Raw genomic sequence first — 16,317 nt, 5'->3', positions numbered from 1 at the left:
GACCAGGTCCGCGAACACCTCCCGCGGCTGCGGCCGCGGAACAGATGGTCGAGCCCACCCAGCAGAACAGCCAACTCCTCGGCCCACCCGCCGAGATGCTCCTCCGTCACATCCACCAGCATGACCGCTCAACGACAGAACCGATCAGCAGTCACATGATCTGCCGCTGTAGTACCAGTTCCCGGGCGACAACGGTGACGTTCCGATGCGGCGAGGGGAGTGTCATGAATTCGGTGGACGCCCTGATCAAGGGAGTCACTGAGGAGCTCGCTGACGGATCACCAGATCGGGTCGGTTCCTGGCGGAGCGGTTTCGCCGGAGGTGGGATCGGCCGATGCCTTGGACATGGGGCCGAGGAAGAACACTGGCGGGTCGGATGTGGTGGCGTCGGTTGCCGAGCTGGCGGCCGAGCAGGCCAGGGGAGGCGGGATGCAGTTGCTGGGTGAGGGCGGGCTGCTGCAGCAGCTGACCTGGCACCTGCTCCAGGAGGCCTTGGAAGCCGAGGTGGATGAGCACCTGGCCGGCGCCGAGCCGGGTCGCAGTGCGCGCAAGGGCGGCAACGCACGCAACGGCTACCGGGCCAAGACGGTGATGACCGAGGCTGGGCCGGTCACGCTGGAGGTCCCGCGGGACCGGGCCGGGACCTTCGAGCCGAAGGTTGTGCCAAGGAATTCGCGTCGCACCGAGGGCCTGGACACCCTGGTCATCTCGCTGACCGCGAAGGGCTTGACCGCGGGTGAGATCGTCGCTCACCTGGCCGAGGTCTACAGCATGGCGACCAGCAAGGAGACCGTCTCGACGATCAGCGACCGGGTCCTGGAAGGCATGGCCAACTGGCGCACCCGTCAGCTGGATGCGGTTTGAGTTCTACCGGTGGTTGCGGACGCTGCCGGAAGCAGAGCGTGGCGCGGGGCGTACCGGCGTTGGTGGATGTCATTGGGGGCTGGTGGTTCCTGGGCCGTTGCGGTCCGTGCTGCGGGGAGCGAGCGCACCCCTGCTCGTTGGTGTGGCGGCACTGGCCGGCTGTGTGGGGGAGCTCTGGCCGGCGGGCGCGGGTGGTGAGCGTGCGGGTCGGGTTCCTGCCGGTCTGCGGCTGAGGGTGTGTGCTTTCCGCTGGGGCCGGGGTGGAGCGTGTCGGGCCGGCGGTCGGCGGGTGGGGCAGGGGCGGGGGGCGTTCGGGTGGGTCCAGGCCAATATTGCGTGCTGCTGCCGCGGGCGCTGCCGCTGGGTCGCTGGGGGGGGGAGGTGCTTTCTGGGAAATGTTTTTGACGATTGGTCAGGAAATTAGCCGTGGCGCCAGCGCGGTGGGTGGCGGTTCGGGGCGCGGTTGGCAACTGGTGGCAGGGGGTGGGCGAACGGTCCGCTTGGCGGTTCTTTGGGTCGGGTGCGGCCATTGTGTCGGGCGGGTGGGGCGAGAAGGCGTCGGCTGCTACGGCAGTGGCCGATGATGATGGCGCAAAGTAGTGCCACGGACCCTGTGGGTGATGCCTAGGCTGTGGATCTCCGGCGCCGGTTCCACCGAGCGCATGTCATGCTCAGGCCATCAGTCCGGTCGGCCCGTGCCGGGTCCTGGCCCGGGTGGGGTTCGTGGCCGTCGGTCGTCGTGGTCCGGGCCGGGCTGGTGGAGAGAGACGAGGAGTACCTGTGGCACACGTGTTGGTCCGACGGCTGGTACCGCAGCTGCGTCCGGGTGCGGGGCGCAGATCGGGCGGTAGGCCGCGTGTGCGACGTTGACGCAGCGCTCTGTAGCGGGCGTCGCTGAGCCGCTGGTTCACGGTGCACCCGGACACGGTGGAGCAGCGCAGCAAAGAGCCGGACCGTCAGCCGCCGGAGCATCCGCAAGCCCTGCGGCCCGCGGTGGCACAGCAGTGGCGGTGGCCATGGCGATCTGCACACGGCGCGGCGTCGCGAGGGCCGGGGCACCGGCGGCGCCGCGATCCCCGTGCGGGTCAGGACGCCGGCGCGATGCCGGCAGGCAGCGCTCGGCGTCAGGCGTGGAGGCTACCGAACACCTCAGGCACCAGCGCGTGGGCGCCCATCGCGACACGGCATGAGCGCCAGGTGCCCGCAGGTCCGGCCACGCGACTCGACAAAGCGCCCGTCACGGCGTCCGTGGCCCGCGCCGTCGCCGGCTGCGCAGCAACCACCTTGCCAAACCGAGAAGTGAGTGCCGAAGACACGACACTCGCCCTGAGGAGTTCACGTGGCAGAAGAACCCGCCGATGTCCCAGTCCCCGAGCAGCCGGCTACGCAGGAGATCCGCGCGGATGCGGCGCGAGATGTCGAGACGGTCTACGCCTCGGTGCTGGCCGAGATCATGGGTATCGAACGGCTGTCCGTCGACAGCCACTTCTTCGACGAGCTCGGCGCCGACTCCATGGTGATGGCCCGGTTCTGCGCACGCGTCAGGAAGCGCGGTGAGGTGCCGCCGGTGTCGATGAAGGACATCTACCGGCACACGAGCGTGCGAAGTCTGGCCGCCGCGCTTGCCGGCGCCGCGCCTGCCCCCACCGCGGCGGCGCCCGCACCGCCGCCCGACCCGGTGCTACCGGGCAGCACGGCGCGGTACATCCTGTGCGGAACGCTGCAGTTCGTCGCCTTCCTCGCGTACTCCTACCTCACCGCGCTCGCCACCACGCGGGGTTACGACTGGGTCTCATCCGGGCAGGGCCTGGCGGCCGTCTACGGGCGCGCGGTGGCCTTCGGCGGGGCCTACTTCATCGGACTGTGTGTCTTCCCGGTCGTGGCCAAGTGGATCCTGATAGGCCGCTGGAAGCCCGGTGAGTTCCCGGTCTGGAGCCTGGCGTACCTGCGCTTTTGGATCGTCAAGTCCTTGGTGCACACGAACCCGATGGTCCTGTTCGTCGGAAGTCCGCTGTACGTGCTGTACCTGCGGGCACTGGGCGCGCGGATCGGCAGGCAGGTCACGATCCTCACCCGCACCGTTCCGGTGTGCACCGACCTGCTCACGGTTGGCGCGGGCACGGTCGTACGCAAGGACGCGTTCCTGCTGTGCTATCGGGCGCACGCCGGGTGCATCCAGGCCGGGCCGGTCACCCTGGGCCGGGATGTGTTCATCGGTGAGCGGACCGTACTCGACATCGACACGTCGATGGGAGACGGCGCACAGCTGGGTCACACGTCCGCGCTGCACAGCGGGCAGGCCGTACCCGCGGGCGAGCGCTGGCACGGGTCGCCCGCGGGGCGTACCGAGCTGAACTACCTGAGGGTCGCACCCGCGGTGTGCGGCGGTGTGCGGCGGTGTGCGTTCGCCGTGTTCACCTTGCTCAAGACGGTCCTGGTGACGGTGCCGCTGACGCTTGTGGGCCTGTACGTCCTGCTGAACGACCTGCCGCTGCTGGAGGGGGCCGGCGCGCAGTCGCCGACCTCCTGCGCGTTCTACCTGGACACACTGCTGCTGTCCGCCGTGCTGTTCTTCGGCTTCGTCGTTGCGGGACTCGGTGTGCTGTTCACCGTTCCGCGGCTGACGCGTCTGGTGATCGAACCGGGGCGGACCTATCCGCTGTACGGCGCGCGCTATGCGATGCATCGAACGGCCGCGCGGATGACCAACCTGAAGTTCTTCATCTGGCTCTTCGGCGACAGCTCCTACATCGTCCACTACCTCACCTGCCTGGGGTACGACCTGTCGCAGGTGGAGCAGACGGGTTCGAACTTCGGCGGCGCGGTGCAGCACGAGAGCCCATACCTGAGCGCGGTCGGCAGCGGGACGATGATCGCCGACGGGCTGTCGATCATGAACGCGGACTACTCCAGCACATCCTTTCGGGTGTCCCGGACGAGCATCGGGGCGCGCAACTTCCTCGGGAACTTCATCGCCTACCCACCGGAAGGCAGGACAGGAAACAATGTTCTCCTGGCGACGAAGGCGATGGTCCCGCTCGACGGCGAGATCCGTGAAGACGTGGGTCTGCTGGGCTCGCCGTGCTTCGAGATCCCCCGCACGGTGGAGCGCGACACCCGCTTCGAGGGCCTGCGGGCCGAAGAGGAGCTGCGCCACCGCCTCAGGGCGAAGAACCGCCACAACCTGCACACCATGGGCATCTTCCTGCTCCTGCGGTGGCTGGACTTCTTCGTGCTCACCGCGCTCGCCCTGGCCGCCATCGGACGCGACGACGCGTTCGGACAGCTGCTGGACACCGTCTTGCTGGTGGCCGGCCTCGGCTTCACAGCCGTGTACTTCGCGATCGTGGAGCGCTGGTTGACCCGCTTGCGCCCGTTGCGGCCGCGGGTGTGTTCCATCTACGACCCGTACTTCTGGCGGCACGAGCGCCTGTGGAAGGTCCCGGACACACATTTCGCCGTCTTCAACGGCACACCGTTCAAGAACGTGCTCTGGCGGCTGTTGGGCGTGCGGCTCGGCAAGCGGGTCTTCGACGACGGTTGCTATCTGACGGAGCGCACGTTGATCACCATCGGGGACGACTGCGTGCTCAATGCCGGAAGCAAGCTCCAGTGCCACTCGCAGGAGGACGGCACGTTCAAGTCCGACCACATCGTGCTCGGAGCCCACTGCACCATCGGTGTCGGCGCGCTCGTCCACTACGGGGTGGCGATGGGCGAGAGTGCCGTACTGGCCGCCGACTCCTTCCTCATGAAGGGCGAGGACGTGCCCGCGCACGCCCACTGGGGTGGAAACCCCGCCACCGCGACGCGAGCGCCCGCCGGCCACAGCCCCCGCACGCCAGGGCCCCGGCGGCTCGACGTCGTGGCGGCGGCACACAGAAGGCAGCAGGGCGGCATCCGACCCGCATCGCCCGTGCGGCACCAAGGCAACGACGAGAAAGTGAAGTCACCATGATCAACCCACCCGGCAGTGCACGGGAATTCTGGCGTGACATGCTCGCCGCGGCCCACCCCACCACGATTGCCCACTGGATCAGCAAGCCAGCACAGGCAGTTGCGGAGCACGAGGACGTCATCGCCGCCGATCTCGAAGCGGCACTGCACCGGTTGGCCGATGCGTGCGCGGTCTCCTTCGACGCGGTGCTCCTGGCCGCCCACGCGAAGGTTCTCGCGGCACTGTCTGGCGAGCCGGAGGTCGTGACCGGCTACGTCCTGACGCCCGGTGCAGCGGCGTTGCCGTGCCGCCTGACGACCAGGCCCTCCTCGTGGCGGGCGCTGCTGCTCGAAGCCCACCGCACGGCATCAGGACTGCGCACGTACCGCGACTTCCCCTTGGACGCCATGCTGCGCGATCTCGGCCTGACGCAGCCGGTGCTCACGTCGCTCTTCAGCGCAACTGGCCACGGCGGCGAACTCGCCCAGAACACGGTGCTGTCGGTGGCGTTCACCCGGCGTGGCGAGCACCTGGCGCTGCGATTGCGGTACCGGACGCAGGCCCTGGACGCGGACTTCGCCGCGCGGATCGCGGGCTACCACCAGGTGGCGCTGGCGTTGATGGTGGCCGGCGTGGACGCCGTGCACGGACAGCTGAGTCTGCTGTCAGCCGAGGAGCGCCGTTTCCAACTGGAGCAGTTGGCCGGTCCGGTCCGCGAGCTGCCAAACCGGCGCTTCCACGAGCTGTTCGAGGAGCAGGTACGGGCACGCCCCGATGCCGTGGCCGTCGTACGAGGCGAACGGCAGTGGACCTATCAGGAACTCAACCAACGCGCCAACGCATTGGCGCGGGCACTGCTGGCACGAGGGCTCGGCGCCGAAGACGTCGTGGCGGTGGTCACCGAGCGCACCCTGCACTGGGCGGCCGCCGTCCTCGCGGTCTTCAAGGCAGGCGGTGTCTACCTGCCCATCGAACCGCATTTCCCGGGCGAGCGGATCACGGCCATGCTCGCGCGCGCGCAGTGCGAACTGGTGGTGACCGAGCCCGCCAGCACCACCACCCTCGACCAGGCGCTGAAGTCGCTGCCGCAGGTGCGCACGCTGTTCATCGACGCGGCTCTGGAGGAGGGTCACGCCGGCAATGACCTCGGCGTCGAGGTGGCGGCGGATCGGCTGGCCTATGTCTTCTTCACCTCCGGTTCCACCGGTGAGCCCAAGGGCGCGATGTGCGAGCACGCGGGGATGCTCAACCATCTCTACGCGAAGGTCGGCGACCTGGGGGTCTCCCAAGGGCAGGTGGTCGCGCAGACGGCACCGCAGTGCTTCGACATCTCGCTGTGGCAACTGCTCGCAGCCCTGCTGGTCGGTGGGCGGACCCTGCTGATCGAGCAGGAGGTGATCCTGGACGTGGACCGGTTCATGGACAAGATCGCCCAAGGACGCGTCGCGGTGCTCCAGGTCGTGCCCTCGTATCTGGAAGCGGTGCTCTCCCACCTGGAACGGCATCCGCGTGAACTGCCCCACCTGCGATGCGTATCGGTCACCGGCGAGACACTGAAGAAGGAACTGGTGCAACGCTGGTTCGCCGCGAAGCCGGGAATCAGACTCGTCAATGCCTACGGCCTGACGGAGACGTCGGACGACACCAACCACGAAGTCATGGACCACGCCCCGGACGGCGACCGCGTCCCGCTGGGCCCCTGCGTCCCCAACGCCCGCGTCTACATCGTTGACGACAACCTCTCACCGGTGCCGCTGGGCGCCCCCGGGGAGATCGTCTTTTCCGGAGTGTGCGTCGGGCGCGGCTACGTCAACGACCCCGAGCGCACCCGCCAGTCCTTCACCACCGACCCCCACCGCGCCGGCGAACGGCTCTACCGCAGCGGCGACATCGGCCGCTGGCTGCCGGGCGCCAAACTGGAGTTCCTCGGCCGCAAGGACGACCAGGTCAAGATCCGCGGCTTCCGGATCGAGATCGGCGACATCGAGAACGCGCTCCTTCGCGTACCCGGTATCCGAGACTGCGCCGTGGTGATCGCCGAACGGATCGACCACAGCAAGCACCTCGCGGCTTTCTACCACGCACCCCAGCCGCTGGAGAGCGACATCCTGCGGGAGCGTCTGGGCGCGACACTGCCCGCGTACATGGTTCCCACCACGTTCAACTGGCGCGAACGACTGCCCCTGACCGCCAACAGCAAGATCGACAGAAGGGCGCTCACCGCCCTCGCAGCGCAACTCGACACCCCCGACGGGACCTGCCAGGCCCCGCGCACATCGGCCGAGAAGCGGCTGGCGGCAGCATGGGCGAAGGTTCTCGGCGTGCCCGAGAACCGGATCAGCAGGCAGGACCACTTCTTCGACCTGGGCGGCACGTCACTGTCGGCGGTGAAGCTGGCCATCGCCCTGGACCGCGCGGTGTCTTTGAAGGACATCACCCACCGCCCGATCCTGGCGGACCTGGCCGAGCTGGTCGACAAGAACCCTGATGCCCATGCCGGACGACAACCTGGACACGGCTTCGACCAGGGATGATGGCTTCATCTCTCCCACCGCCCAGACGTGGCAGGCCCCTGCGGGGAAGCCTCCGTTGCCGCCGGCGCCTCACCATCACCCCGGTCGGGCCGATCGCCACCAACGACAGGTCAATCGGGCGCGGCCTGCTTCTGCGTCACGCCCGATCACCTCCCTCGTCCACCAAGCGGACCGAACAGGCGCGCAACCACCGACAAGCCGTCACACCACGCTAGGCCCGAAGGAACACGCGCCATCCCACGAAAAGGACCACACATGTCATCATCACCCCTGAACCTCGCGCTCAATGTGGAAGTCAGCCCGGGTAAACCGCCCCTGCTGCGAGCCCAAGCCCTCGGCGCCACCCGGCAGTGGGCAGCCACGCATCGGGACGCGCTGCGCGCCGTCGTCGCCGAGCACGGCTCGGTGCTGGTCCGCGGACTGGGGCTGCTCGACACCGCGGGAGCCGGCGCTGTCTTCCAGGAGATAGGAAGCACACTGCTGCCCGAGGCGGAGCCCTTCGCCCCCCGGCTGCCGTACGGCAACGGTGTGCACTCCTCGACGAAGTGGCCGCAGAACCAGCCGATGTGCATGCATCACGAACTGAGCCACCGGCTGGAGTTCCCCGCCCTGATGCTGTTCGCCTGCCTGACCGCACCCGCCAGCGGCGGGGCCACCACAGTGGCCGACGCGCCATCGGTGCTGCAGGCGCTGCCGGCCGCACTGGTCGAGCGGTTCGAACGCGACGGCTGGCTACTCACCCGCACCTACAACGAGGAGATCGGAGCCTCCGTCGCCGAGGTCTTCGGCACCGAGGACCGCCAGGCGGTCGAGACCTACTGCCGGGCCAACGCCATCGACTTCGACTGGCAACCCGACGGCGCACTACGCACCCGCCAGCGGCGCAGTGCCGTGCTGCGGCACCCGGTCAGCGGCCGGCGCTGCTGGTTCAACCAGGTCGCCTTCCTCAACGAATGGACCATCGGCGACGAAGTGCGTGAATACCTCCTGGACGTCTACGGCCCCGACAAACTGCCGTTCAACACCTGCTTCGGCAACGGTGATCCGATCGACAAGGACATCGTGGAACTCCTGAACGCGGTCTACGAGGACCACACGCTGCGCGAGCCCTGGCAGGACGGCGACCTGCTCATCGTCGACAACATCCGCACCGCACACGGCAGGGAACCCTTCGAAGGGCCACGCGAAGTGGTCGTCGCCATGACCGACAAAACCCGCCTGGCCCACTGCAGCCCCACCACGCAGGTGACCGCCCCGTGACCACACACGCTGCGTCAGGGCCCGAAAAGCCAGCCGGGGCACCACCGTTCGCGGTGATCACCGGCACCCAGGTCCACCAGGCACTGCACGGCCGACAAAAACAGATCACGGAACTCGTCGAAGCCACCTACCGGCTGCATGCGGACGGAGAAACGCTCAACCCGCCCTCGTACTTCCTGCAGTTCCCCGACCGGCCCTCGTCGCGGATCATCGCGCTGCCCGCCTCGATCGGCGGGGACCTGCGGGTCGACGGACTGAAGTGGATCTCCAGTTTCCCGCAGAACGTCGCGACGGGCACCCCGCGGGCCTCGGCGGTGCTGATCCTCAACGACCACGCCACCGGCTACCCCTTCGCCTGCCTGGAAAGCTCCATCATCAGCGCCACCCGCACCGCCGCCTCAGCCGCACTCGCCGCCGACCACCTCACCCGAACCCGGCAACGCCCCACCCGCATCGGGTTCTTCGGCACCGGACTGATCGCCCGCTACATCCACACCTACCTGGCGGGCACCGGCTGGACCTTCGAGAGCATAGGCGTCCACGACCTGTCCGCCGACAGCGCCGACGGCTTCCGCACCTACCTCGAACAATCAGGGGCCCGCGCCGCGCTCACCGTGCACGACAATCCCGAACAACTCATCCGCCGCAGCGACCTGATCGTCTTCGCCACCATCGCAGGCACGCCCCACGTCCACGACGTGCGATGGTTCGACCACCACCCCGTCGTGCTGCACGTCTCCCTGCGGGACCTGGCCCCCGAAGCACTGCTCACCTGCGCCAACTTCGTGGACGACATCGACCACTGCCTCAAGGCCGACACCTCGCCCCATCTCGCCGAAAAGCTCACCGGCACAAGGGACTTCATCACCGGAACCCTCAACGACGTCGTCACGCGGCAGGTGACCGTCCCCAACGACCGCACCGTGGTGTTCTCCCCCTTCGGACTCGGCGTCCTCGACCTCGCCGTCGGCAAATACGTCTACGACGCGGTCACCAGCTCCGGAGAACTCCACGTCATCCCCGACTTCTTCCACGAACTGCGCAGGTACGGGTGAACAAGCGCCGTACCGCGACCGACGAGAGGAGGACGCCATGGGCGTCATAACCGCTCCCATGGACTTCAACGAGGAAGAACTCTACGTCGACCTGCGACCCATGACCGGCCACCGCGTCTTCCTCAAGTGCGAAGGCGTCAACTTCGCGGGCTCGATCAAACTCAAGGCCGCCAGCGCCATGGTGGAAGCCGCGATCCACAGCGGCGCCCTCACCCCGGAATCGACCCTCGTCGAATCCTCCTCAGGCAACCTCGGCGTGGCCCTCAGCATGATCGCCGCCAGCAAGGGCTACCGTTTCGTGTGCGTCACCGACACCCGCTGCAACCTGTCCACCCGACGCCTGATGGAAGCACTCGGCAGCCAAGTCCACATCATCACCGAACCATCCGCCACCGGCGGCCTGCTCGGCGCACGGATCGACCACGTCAGCGCACTGTGCGCCGCGGACGACCGGTACGTCTGGCTCAACCAGTACACCAACCCAGCCAACTGGAAAGCCCACTACCACACCACCGCACCAGCCATCGCCCGACGGTTCCCACACCTGGACGTGCTGTTCGTAGGAGCCGGTACCACCGGCACCCTGATGGGCTGCGCACGCTACTTCCGCGACTCGCACCACCGCGCGCGCATCATCGCGGTGGACACCGTCGGCTCAGTGACCTTCGGCGGCCCACCCGCCCCCCGGATGATCCCGGGCCTTGGGACCAGCGTGCGCCCACCCATCCTGGACGAGTCCTACGTCGACGAGGTCATCCAGGTCGAGGAGGCGGACACCATCCGCACCTGCCACCACCTGGCGCGACACGGATTCCTCTTCGGCGGCTCCACCGGAACCGTCGTCAGCGGCGCGACCAACTGGCTGAGCCGGCACGACGCGCAGCACCTCACCACCGTCGCCATCGCCCCTGACCTGGGCGAACGCTACCTCGACACCATCTACCAAACCAACTGGGTGCAGGACCTCTACGGCGGACACCTGCTGCGGAGCGAGGAACTGACCATCGACGCCCGCAAACCCTGACCACCACAGCCGTGCAGCCGCCGCCACGCCCCGTGACACGGTGGACGGGGGTGCCTTCGTATAGGCCCGTTGAAGGCACCCCCGTACCGCAGCCCCAGGACGCCCGAGGTCAGCGTTGGCAGGTACCGTCGGCCGGCACCGCGGCGAACGCCACCGAGGAGGGACCGCTTCCGGTGTTGACCGCTGCGGTGACCGTGTTGGTGGCAGTGTCGATCACCGAGAGCCCGCGCGGATTGCCCAGAGAACTGGCGACGTAGGCCTGGCGCCCGTCGGGGGTGAAGGCCACGGTCATCGGATTACGACCAACGGTGATCGTGTTCGGCAACGCCGTGGCCGTTGCCGTGTCGACCACGGCCACCTCGTCGGACGCCGCTTCCGTGACATAGGCGCGGCTGCCGTCGGGGGTGACCGCAATACCTTCCGGCAGCCCCCAGCCGGGCAGCTTGATAGGCGCGCCGGAGACACGCGCCGTTGCCGCATCCACGGTAATCACCGTCCTGCTCACGCTGCCCGCGACGTACACCTGTCGGCCATCGGGAGCCACAGCGACGCCCTGGGGATCCCGGCCCTGCGGACCGAGGCCGACACTGGAGGTGACCTTGCGGGCAGCGGTGTCGATGATCGCCAGCGTGCTCTTGGCCGCGCTGGTGACGTAGGCGTGCGTCCCGTCGGGGGCAAAAGCGATCGCCGCGGGGCTGAGGAGGCCGTCGTCGCTGATGGTGTCGATCACGCGGTCGCTCGCCGTGTCGATCACCGTGATGCTTCCCGGGTCCTCGGTCGTGCCGGAGTTGACCACGTAGGCATAGCGGCCATCGGGCGTCAGCGCGACCTGAACAGGCTGGCGCCCGACGGCCACCGCGCCCAGAACATTCCCTGTCCCGGTGTCGACCACCGATACGGTCTGCGGGGGAGTCGAAGGGTCAACGGGGTTGAGGGGCAGGCCACCGAAGTTCGCGACGTATGCCTTCTTCCCGTCGTGGGTGATGGCAATCGACGAGGGGTTCAGGCCCAGGCCAGTGGTGGTTCGGACGACCTCGTGCGACGTGGTGTCGAGTACTGCCAGGCTGCTCCTCGCCCCCGACGGGTTGTCGGCGTTGACCACGAAGGCGTAGAGACCGCCGGGAAGGCAGGAGGCAGAGGAAGGGGCCGCTGCGGTAGCCCCAGGAGCGGCTGCCCCGACGGTGGAAATGGTGACCGCTACCGCGGCCAGCGCCAGTGACTTATTCATTCGTTCTCTCCACTCGGCACTCTGTACAAGTATTGATATTGCTCACGGCTTGTCGCCGTGTCATAAATTAGTAGCGGTTTGGAGGTAGACCTTGCCACCTCATTTAGTTGTGGTCGGCTACTACTTTGATCCAGCTTGGCCTCGATCCGTCAGCTGCTTCCGCTCGGTGATGCCTCGGCGGTTCGCCCGAAATGTCTTCGATGTCATCGAGGCGGGCCGTCGCGTGACGCTGTGGGGACGCCGGGTTCCACGGGCCCGGGAGCGCGCTCCCTTCTGATCGTCGGAGCGAGGGTCGGGCGTCAGGCGCCGGTCGGAAGGTCGGTGAGCTGCTGCCAGCTCGATCCGGAGCCAGCGGCGGCGGGCGTGTGTCGCGAGGCGGGCGGGCAGGTGGTAACGCCGCAAGCGCATGGTGTCGGGCTCGACCTGGGCCAGGCCGTCGATGTCGTGCAGGGCCCGCAGCCGGACCCAGGCATCGAGGTCGGCCGCCGCCGGACACCGGGTTTTCGTGCGCCGCGAACCCGCCGTCCTCGTGCGCGGCCAGCGCAAGCGAGGGCTGAAGATCCCATCAACCTGGCCCTGGGCGGACGAGATCGTCACCGCGTTCCGCCGCCTGCAGGTCCTGCCCCGCCCCACCTGACCTGGGTAAGCGCCTGGCCGAGCACCGAGAAAAGGCCACCTCGCCATTCCCGGACCAGGCCCGTGGAACCCGGCTCCACTACGTATTCTCCCCGTTCCCGTACGGGGAGCAGAGTGAAATAGTTGACCAGTTCATGTCCTCGCGCCGGTCAAAGGCGCGAAGAGAAATCGAGACGCAACGACAGAGGCACGAGATTGCAGCGAGATCACCGCTCGAGGAGATGGGAAGCATGACTACCCCGCATGACGCGCAGGACCAGGGTTCATCGCCCTTCTCGGATGCGCAAAGGCGTCAGGATGCTATGGCCGCCGAGCTTGACACGATTAATCGCCTACGGGGGCTGGATCTCACTGCTCGCACGGGTAGGTTTGCTGACAGGTATCCCGCGAGACCGGATGATAAAAAGGGGGTCGAGCAGAAAGACCACGAGGCGAATGCCCGCAGCCTTCTTGGCGAAGCCAGAAAGTATGAATTGATTCAAGACGGCGATATTCCAAATGGATTGGCTGACATTCAGGGGGCGGACCTGTATGCCGCAGTTCGAAAAGCGGCAAAGAATGGGGTCGACAGATCCAATGCCCTGCAGGCGGACATTGGTGAAATCCGCGAGTGGATGCAGGATGTGCTAGATGTTGGCCCGTTGCATCCAGAACACCCTCAATTCAGGCCGCAGCCGCCGCCGGGGCAGCCCGGCGATCCTGAAAGTCTTGATGATGCTCTTGGTGATCGGTCGCTATCGGCTTCGGGCCACCTCGAGGAGCCACCGCCGCCACCACCGGCGGATGCCTATCCGGGAGACGGGGAGCACGGATCCCCATCCAGTAGCCCAGAGAAACCTCCAGAGGTTCGAGGGCAGGACCAGGCTCCTGGAATCACCGAGAGGGGACAGGGAAACCCGGAGCCGGCACCCGCCCCGCAGCATCATATGCATGCGGTGCTAGGGGAAGAAGATATCAAAAATGCCAGGGAGTGCATGGCACTCCTTGCGGGAACGCTCGAAGTCGAAGGGAACGGCCGAGGCCGACCGGGGCCTGGGATCGCCGACATGCAAGACGCTTTTTCGCAGCGGTACCTCAAATCGGCGAGGGAACAGGCAGCCAAGATTGGCATCGAAGGAGCCGATGATCTTTCGGGGAGGGACCTTCTGCGCGAATTTAATCTTTGGGAAGCGCGCCGGGGCGGGGATAAATTCATCGGCTTTCCAGCAGTAGCCGCCCAGGCACCCGAGGCACATGGGCAGCGCGGGCCGGGAAACATTGCATGGGACGAGTTCAAGAACTCCATCAAGAACTCGATTTCGAGCCTTGCGGGCTGGGCCAAGAAGCACCCGATTGCGGCGGGGGCCGGGGCGGTAGCTATTGGCTCTGCGGCTGTTTTGGCGGCCGTGTTTGCCCCGCCCGCTGCCATTGCGATAGGTGGCCTTGCTGCGGCTTCTGCAGGGGCAGTTGTCGGTAAAGGAATTTACGATGCTCGCGCTCCTTTGAAAGAGTTAGCCAAAAATAGCTTCGGAAAATTCTCGAGCGGAATCAAGAGCCTCTTCGGCGGGCCCCGGCCATCCAGGAATATCGGGCAGGAGACGCAACCAGAGCCGGCGCCTGGGCCAGTGCAGCCAGCGGCAAGGGTGGGGCCGCAACAACCGGTGCAGCAGCCGGTAGCGGTTGAGCAGTCGACGGAACGGGCGGTACGCCCCCCTGCGCCTTTGGCGCAGCCGCAGAGGCTTCAGAAGCCGGCCCCGGATCAGAAGGACATGGAGCGGGAGACGCCTTCGAAGCGCCAGGAGATGCCCTTGTCTACTGGCGACCGGCTGGCTGCGTCACTGGAGAGACTTGAGGACCTGCAGCCCAACGTCTCGCTGCCCAAGCCAAACCCCTCACCGCGGCGCAGCCAACCATCGGTGGAGCACGAGCAGCAGCGGCATGGAAATCCCGGACTCTCGTGATCCGTTGGGGACCTGCGCAGTTGCCTGCTGCCCCGGCCCAGCGGGCGCCGGCGACCCAGGGGAACTCTGCTGCTCAATTGTGACTGCTCACGACCGCACCAGGCTCCGCAAGCACCTCGAGTTCGGATACCTCACCCCACTCGAGACGGCCGCGTCCCCTGGAGTGGTGTAGCCGATCAAGCCGGTAAAAGCGCAGCTCACGACCGGAATCCTGGTTCCGGGGACCATGGGCAGGCTGACGGTGCGTCAGCCTGCGAGCTTCGGTCGGAGCACTCCACTCTCACGATCCTGGCCGCCGCCCGCCTGCAAGCGGAGGTGCCGGCTGCTACGGGCGACGTGATGCGCGATCGCCTGGAGGCGGAGCGCACCCGATGGATCAACCAGATCGGCACGGCCGCCCGCGAGCTGGTCGACAGCCTGCTGCCACTGCTCATGGATCTCTGGGCCGGCAGGCCATGACGCGGCGCGGGCCGGCGCGTCATGCCGGCCCGCCGGGCGGCGGCAGCCGCACGCCCCCGGGCGGGAGCGGCCTGGAGGGTATCCATGACGGCAACCTTCTCAAGATCACCCCTACGGTTGGTATTGGCGGCCCGCGATCGCCTCAAGTAGGACTTTTGTCAGGGGAGTTGGTTGAATTTGTAACCTCCGGGGTGGGGTCGGCGCACGGCCGCAGGCGCGTCCCTCGCATGCCGGGCCCGGTGGCACGCTACGGTTCGATGCACCGGAGAGACCCTCAACAGCCCGGCCACGACGATGCGACCGGTCGGCCAGGGCCTTGCTGCACCCGCGTGCGCCTCCTGCCGTACGGGGACGGGCGGGGAGTGCGTGACCGTTGTGAAGGAGAGTTTTGAGTGACAGAGGTGGCGCTGCAGCCCCGCTACTGGTTCGTCCAGCCGTCCCAGGCCGAGTGGGCCGGCGGTTGTGTCAGAGCGCTGGATCCTCAGATGCTCCAGCGACACACTCTGTCCAGGGATTGCGCAGACATCCTGCGGGTCGCTGACGCGTTCCAAACTGTGCACCCTGCGCGGCGCGTGGTGTTCTTCGAGGACCTGACCGCGTGGCTCGAACGCGCAGGCAGCAGCTGGGCACAGCTCGGCACCAACTGGCGCGAGGGTCTGGCGGAGCTGAGGAAGGTGCCCGCCCCGGCGCTGACCATCACACTCGACCAGGCCACCTCGTCTGTTACGAGCGCTGCCCAGGCTGGCACACGGGATACCGGGAGCGGGCCGCGGAACCTCTCGTGCGCCGGCCCCGACGCCCTGGCCCTCATCGAACGCGAGCTCATCTGCTACTGGTCCCAGTACATCAGGGTGCTCACCAGCCTGGGCGCGCTCACCAGCCACTGACCGCACACCCGCTGGCCGCGTAGGCTGCCACAATCCGCAGGCGGCGGCGCGCCTGCCTCGTGCATGTTCACCGAGGCTCGCGACGACGACAGCCCTCAACCTGATCAAAGAGGTGGCCGCCACCGCGCCGACCTGGGCCGGCCGGGCACTTGGCCGGCCTTCACGTGTGGCTGCGGGAGCGTCGGTTGCCCTGGTGCACCGTCCCGTGCCGGTCGGCGTGATCCTGGAAAGTAACGGGAGCGGGTGCGTTGCGGTGGTCGGCTGCGCGGTACGGGCGCAGCGGGGCCTGCTCGTGTCGCTCTCGGGTTGGCAGCCGGCGCGGGCGGTAGGGACCGCGGGCGTGGCCTTCGCGCGGATGCGACGGTAATCACCCGGCGGATCTGTCGGTCCCTGTGGTCGCACCCGATGGTGAGCCGAGTCGCAGGGCACATTACAGCGCTGGATGGTTTCGGCGGCGTCGCCCAGGCCGGTGGCACGGGCGGGGATTGGCGCG

9 protein-coding genes are annotated in these 16,317 nt (G+C 67.5%); 8 read left to right on the top strand and 1 reads right to left on the bottom strand.

Translation table 11 applies throughout. The features are described 5' to 3' along the window. Nucleotides 1-381 precede the first annotated feature (381 nt). The 6 genes from ABH937_RS34275 to sbnA all read left to right on the top strand — a co-directional run bounded on the left by ABH937_RS34275 (nucleotide 382) and on the right by sbnA (nucleotide 10,674). Entirely contained in the window at nucleotides 382-864 is a 483-nt protein-coding gene (locus tag ABH937_RS34275; RefSeq protein ID WP_370220501.1) for a transposase, read from the top strand. A gap of 1,339 nt (nucleotides 865-2,203) precedes the next feature. Continuing rightward, nucleotides 2,204-4,822, top strand: coding sequence for a Pls/PosA family non-ribosomal peptide synthetase (locus ABH937_RS34270; RefSeq protein WP_370146966.1), 2,619 nt, complete (start codon nucleotides 2,204-2,206; stop codon nucleotides 4,820-4,822). Continuing rightward, the gene (locus ABH937_RS34265; protein ID WP_280694394.1) at nucleotides 4,819-7,335 is read left to right on the top strand and encodes an amino acid adenylation domain-containing protein; all 2,517 of its coding nucleotides are present in this window, start codon (nucleotides 4,819-4,821) and stop codon (nucleotides 7,333-7,335) included. Before ABH937_RS34270 ends, ABH937_RS34265 begins: the two co-directional genes overlap by 4 nt. A 255-nt stretch (nucleotides 7,336-7,590) precedes the next feature. Continuing rightward, nucleotides 7,591-8,595 carry a TauD/TfdA family dioxygenase gene (locus ABH937_RS34260; RefSeq protein ID WP_280694396.1) on the top strand — a complete coding sequence of 335 codons (1,005 nt, stop codon included), beginning with the start codon at nucleotides 7,591-7,593 and terminating at the stop codon, nucleotides 8,593-8,595. After that, complete coding sequence (sbnB, locus tag ABH937_RS34255; protein WP_280694397.1) at nucleotides 8,592-9,650, top strand: 2,3-diaminopropionate biosynthesis protein SbnB; 1,059 nt, start codon at nucleotides 8,592-8,594, stop codon at nucleotides 9,648-9,650. The genes ABH937_RS34260 and sbnB overlap by 4 nt, the downstream gene beginning before the upstream one ends. Before the next feature lie 37 nt (nucleotides 9,651-9,687). Beyond that, on the top strand, nucleotides 9,688-10,674 hold the full coding sequence (sbnA, locus tag ABH937_RS34250; RefSeq protein WP_280694398.1) for a 2,3-diaminopropionate biosynthesis protein SbnA: 987 nt from the start codon (nucleotides 9,688-9,690) through the stop codon (nucleotides 10,672-10,674). A gap of 109 nt (nucleotides 10,675-10,783) precedes the next feature. Here the strand turns inward: sbnA and ABH937_RS34245 are convergent, their stop codons facing one another. Next, nucleotides 10,784-11,902, bottom strand: coding sequence for a hypothetical protein (locus tag ABH937_RS34245; RefSeq protein WP_280694399.1), 1,119 nt, complete (start codon nucleotides 11,900-11,902; stop codon nucleotides 10,784-10,786). Nucleotides 11,903-12,768: 866 nt separating this feature from the next. Here ABH937_RS34245 and ABH937_RS34240 point away from each other — a divergent pair. Next, nucleotides 12,769-14,478 (top strand): hypothetical protein, encoded by a 1,710-nt coding sequence (locus ABH937_RS34240; RefSeq protein WP_370220500.1) that lies wholly within the window; start codon nucleotides 12,769-12,771, stop codon nucleotides 14,476-14,478. An 851-nt stretch (nucleotides 14,479-15,329) separates the two neighbouring features. Further along, complete coding sequence (locus ABH937_RS34235; protein WP_280694403.1) at nucleotides 15,330-15,824, top strand: hypothetical protein; 495 nt, start codon at nucleotides 15,330-15,332, stop codon at nucleotides 15,822-15,824. The last annotated feature ends 493 nt before the right edge of the window (nucleotides 15,825-16,317 follow it).

It is taken from the genome of Kitasatospora sp. GAS1066B (genome assembly GCF_041262605.1).
Lineage (GTDB): Bacteria > Actinomycetota > Actinomycetes > Streptomycetales > Streptomycetaceae > Kitasatospora.
This window is presented reverse-complemented; position numbering and strand designations above follow the sequence as displayed.

Excerpts from the sequence above, each read along its gene's own strand:
- ABH937_RS34265 (WP_280694394.1), top strand. The coding sequence starts at position 4,819 with ATGATCAACCCACCCGGCAGTGCACGGGAATTCTGGCGTGACATGCTC.
- sbnA (WP_280694398.1), top strand. The coding sequence starts at position 9,688 with ATGGGCGTCATAACCGCTCCCATGGACTTCAACGAGGAAGAACTCTAC.
- ABH937_RS34260 (WP_280694396.1), top strand. The coding sequence starts at position 7,591 with ATGTCATCATCACCCCTGAACCTCGCGCTCAATGTGGAAGTCAGCCCG.
- ABH937_RS34245 (WP_280694399.1), bottom strand. The coding sequence starts at position 11,902 with ATGAATAAGTCACTGGCGCTGGCCGCGGTAGCGGTCACCATTTCCACC.
- ABH937_RS34240 (WP_370220500.1), top strand. The coding sequence starts at position 12,769 with ATGACTACCCCGCATGACGCGCAGGACCAGGGTTCATCGCCCTTCTCG.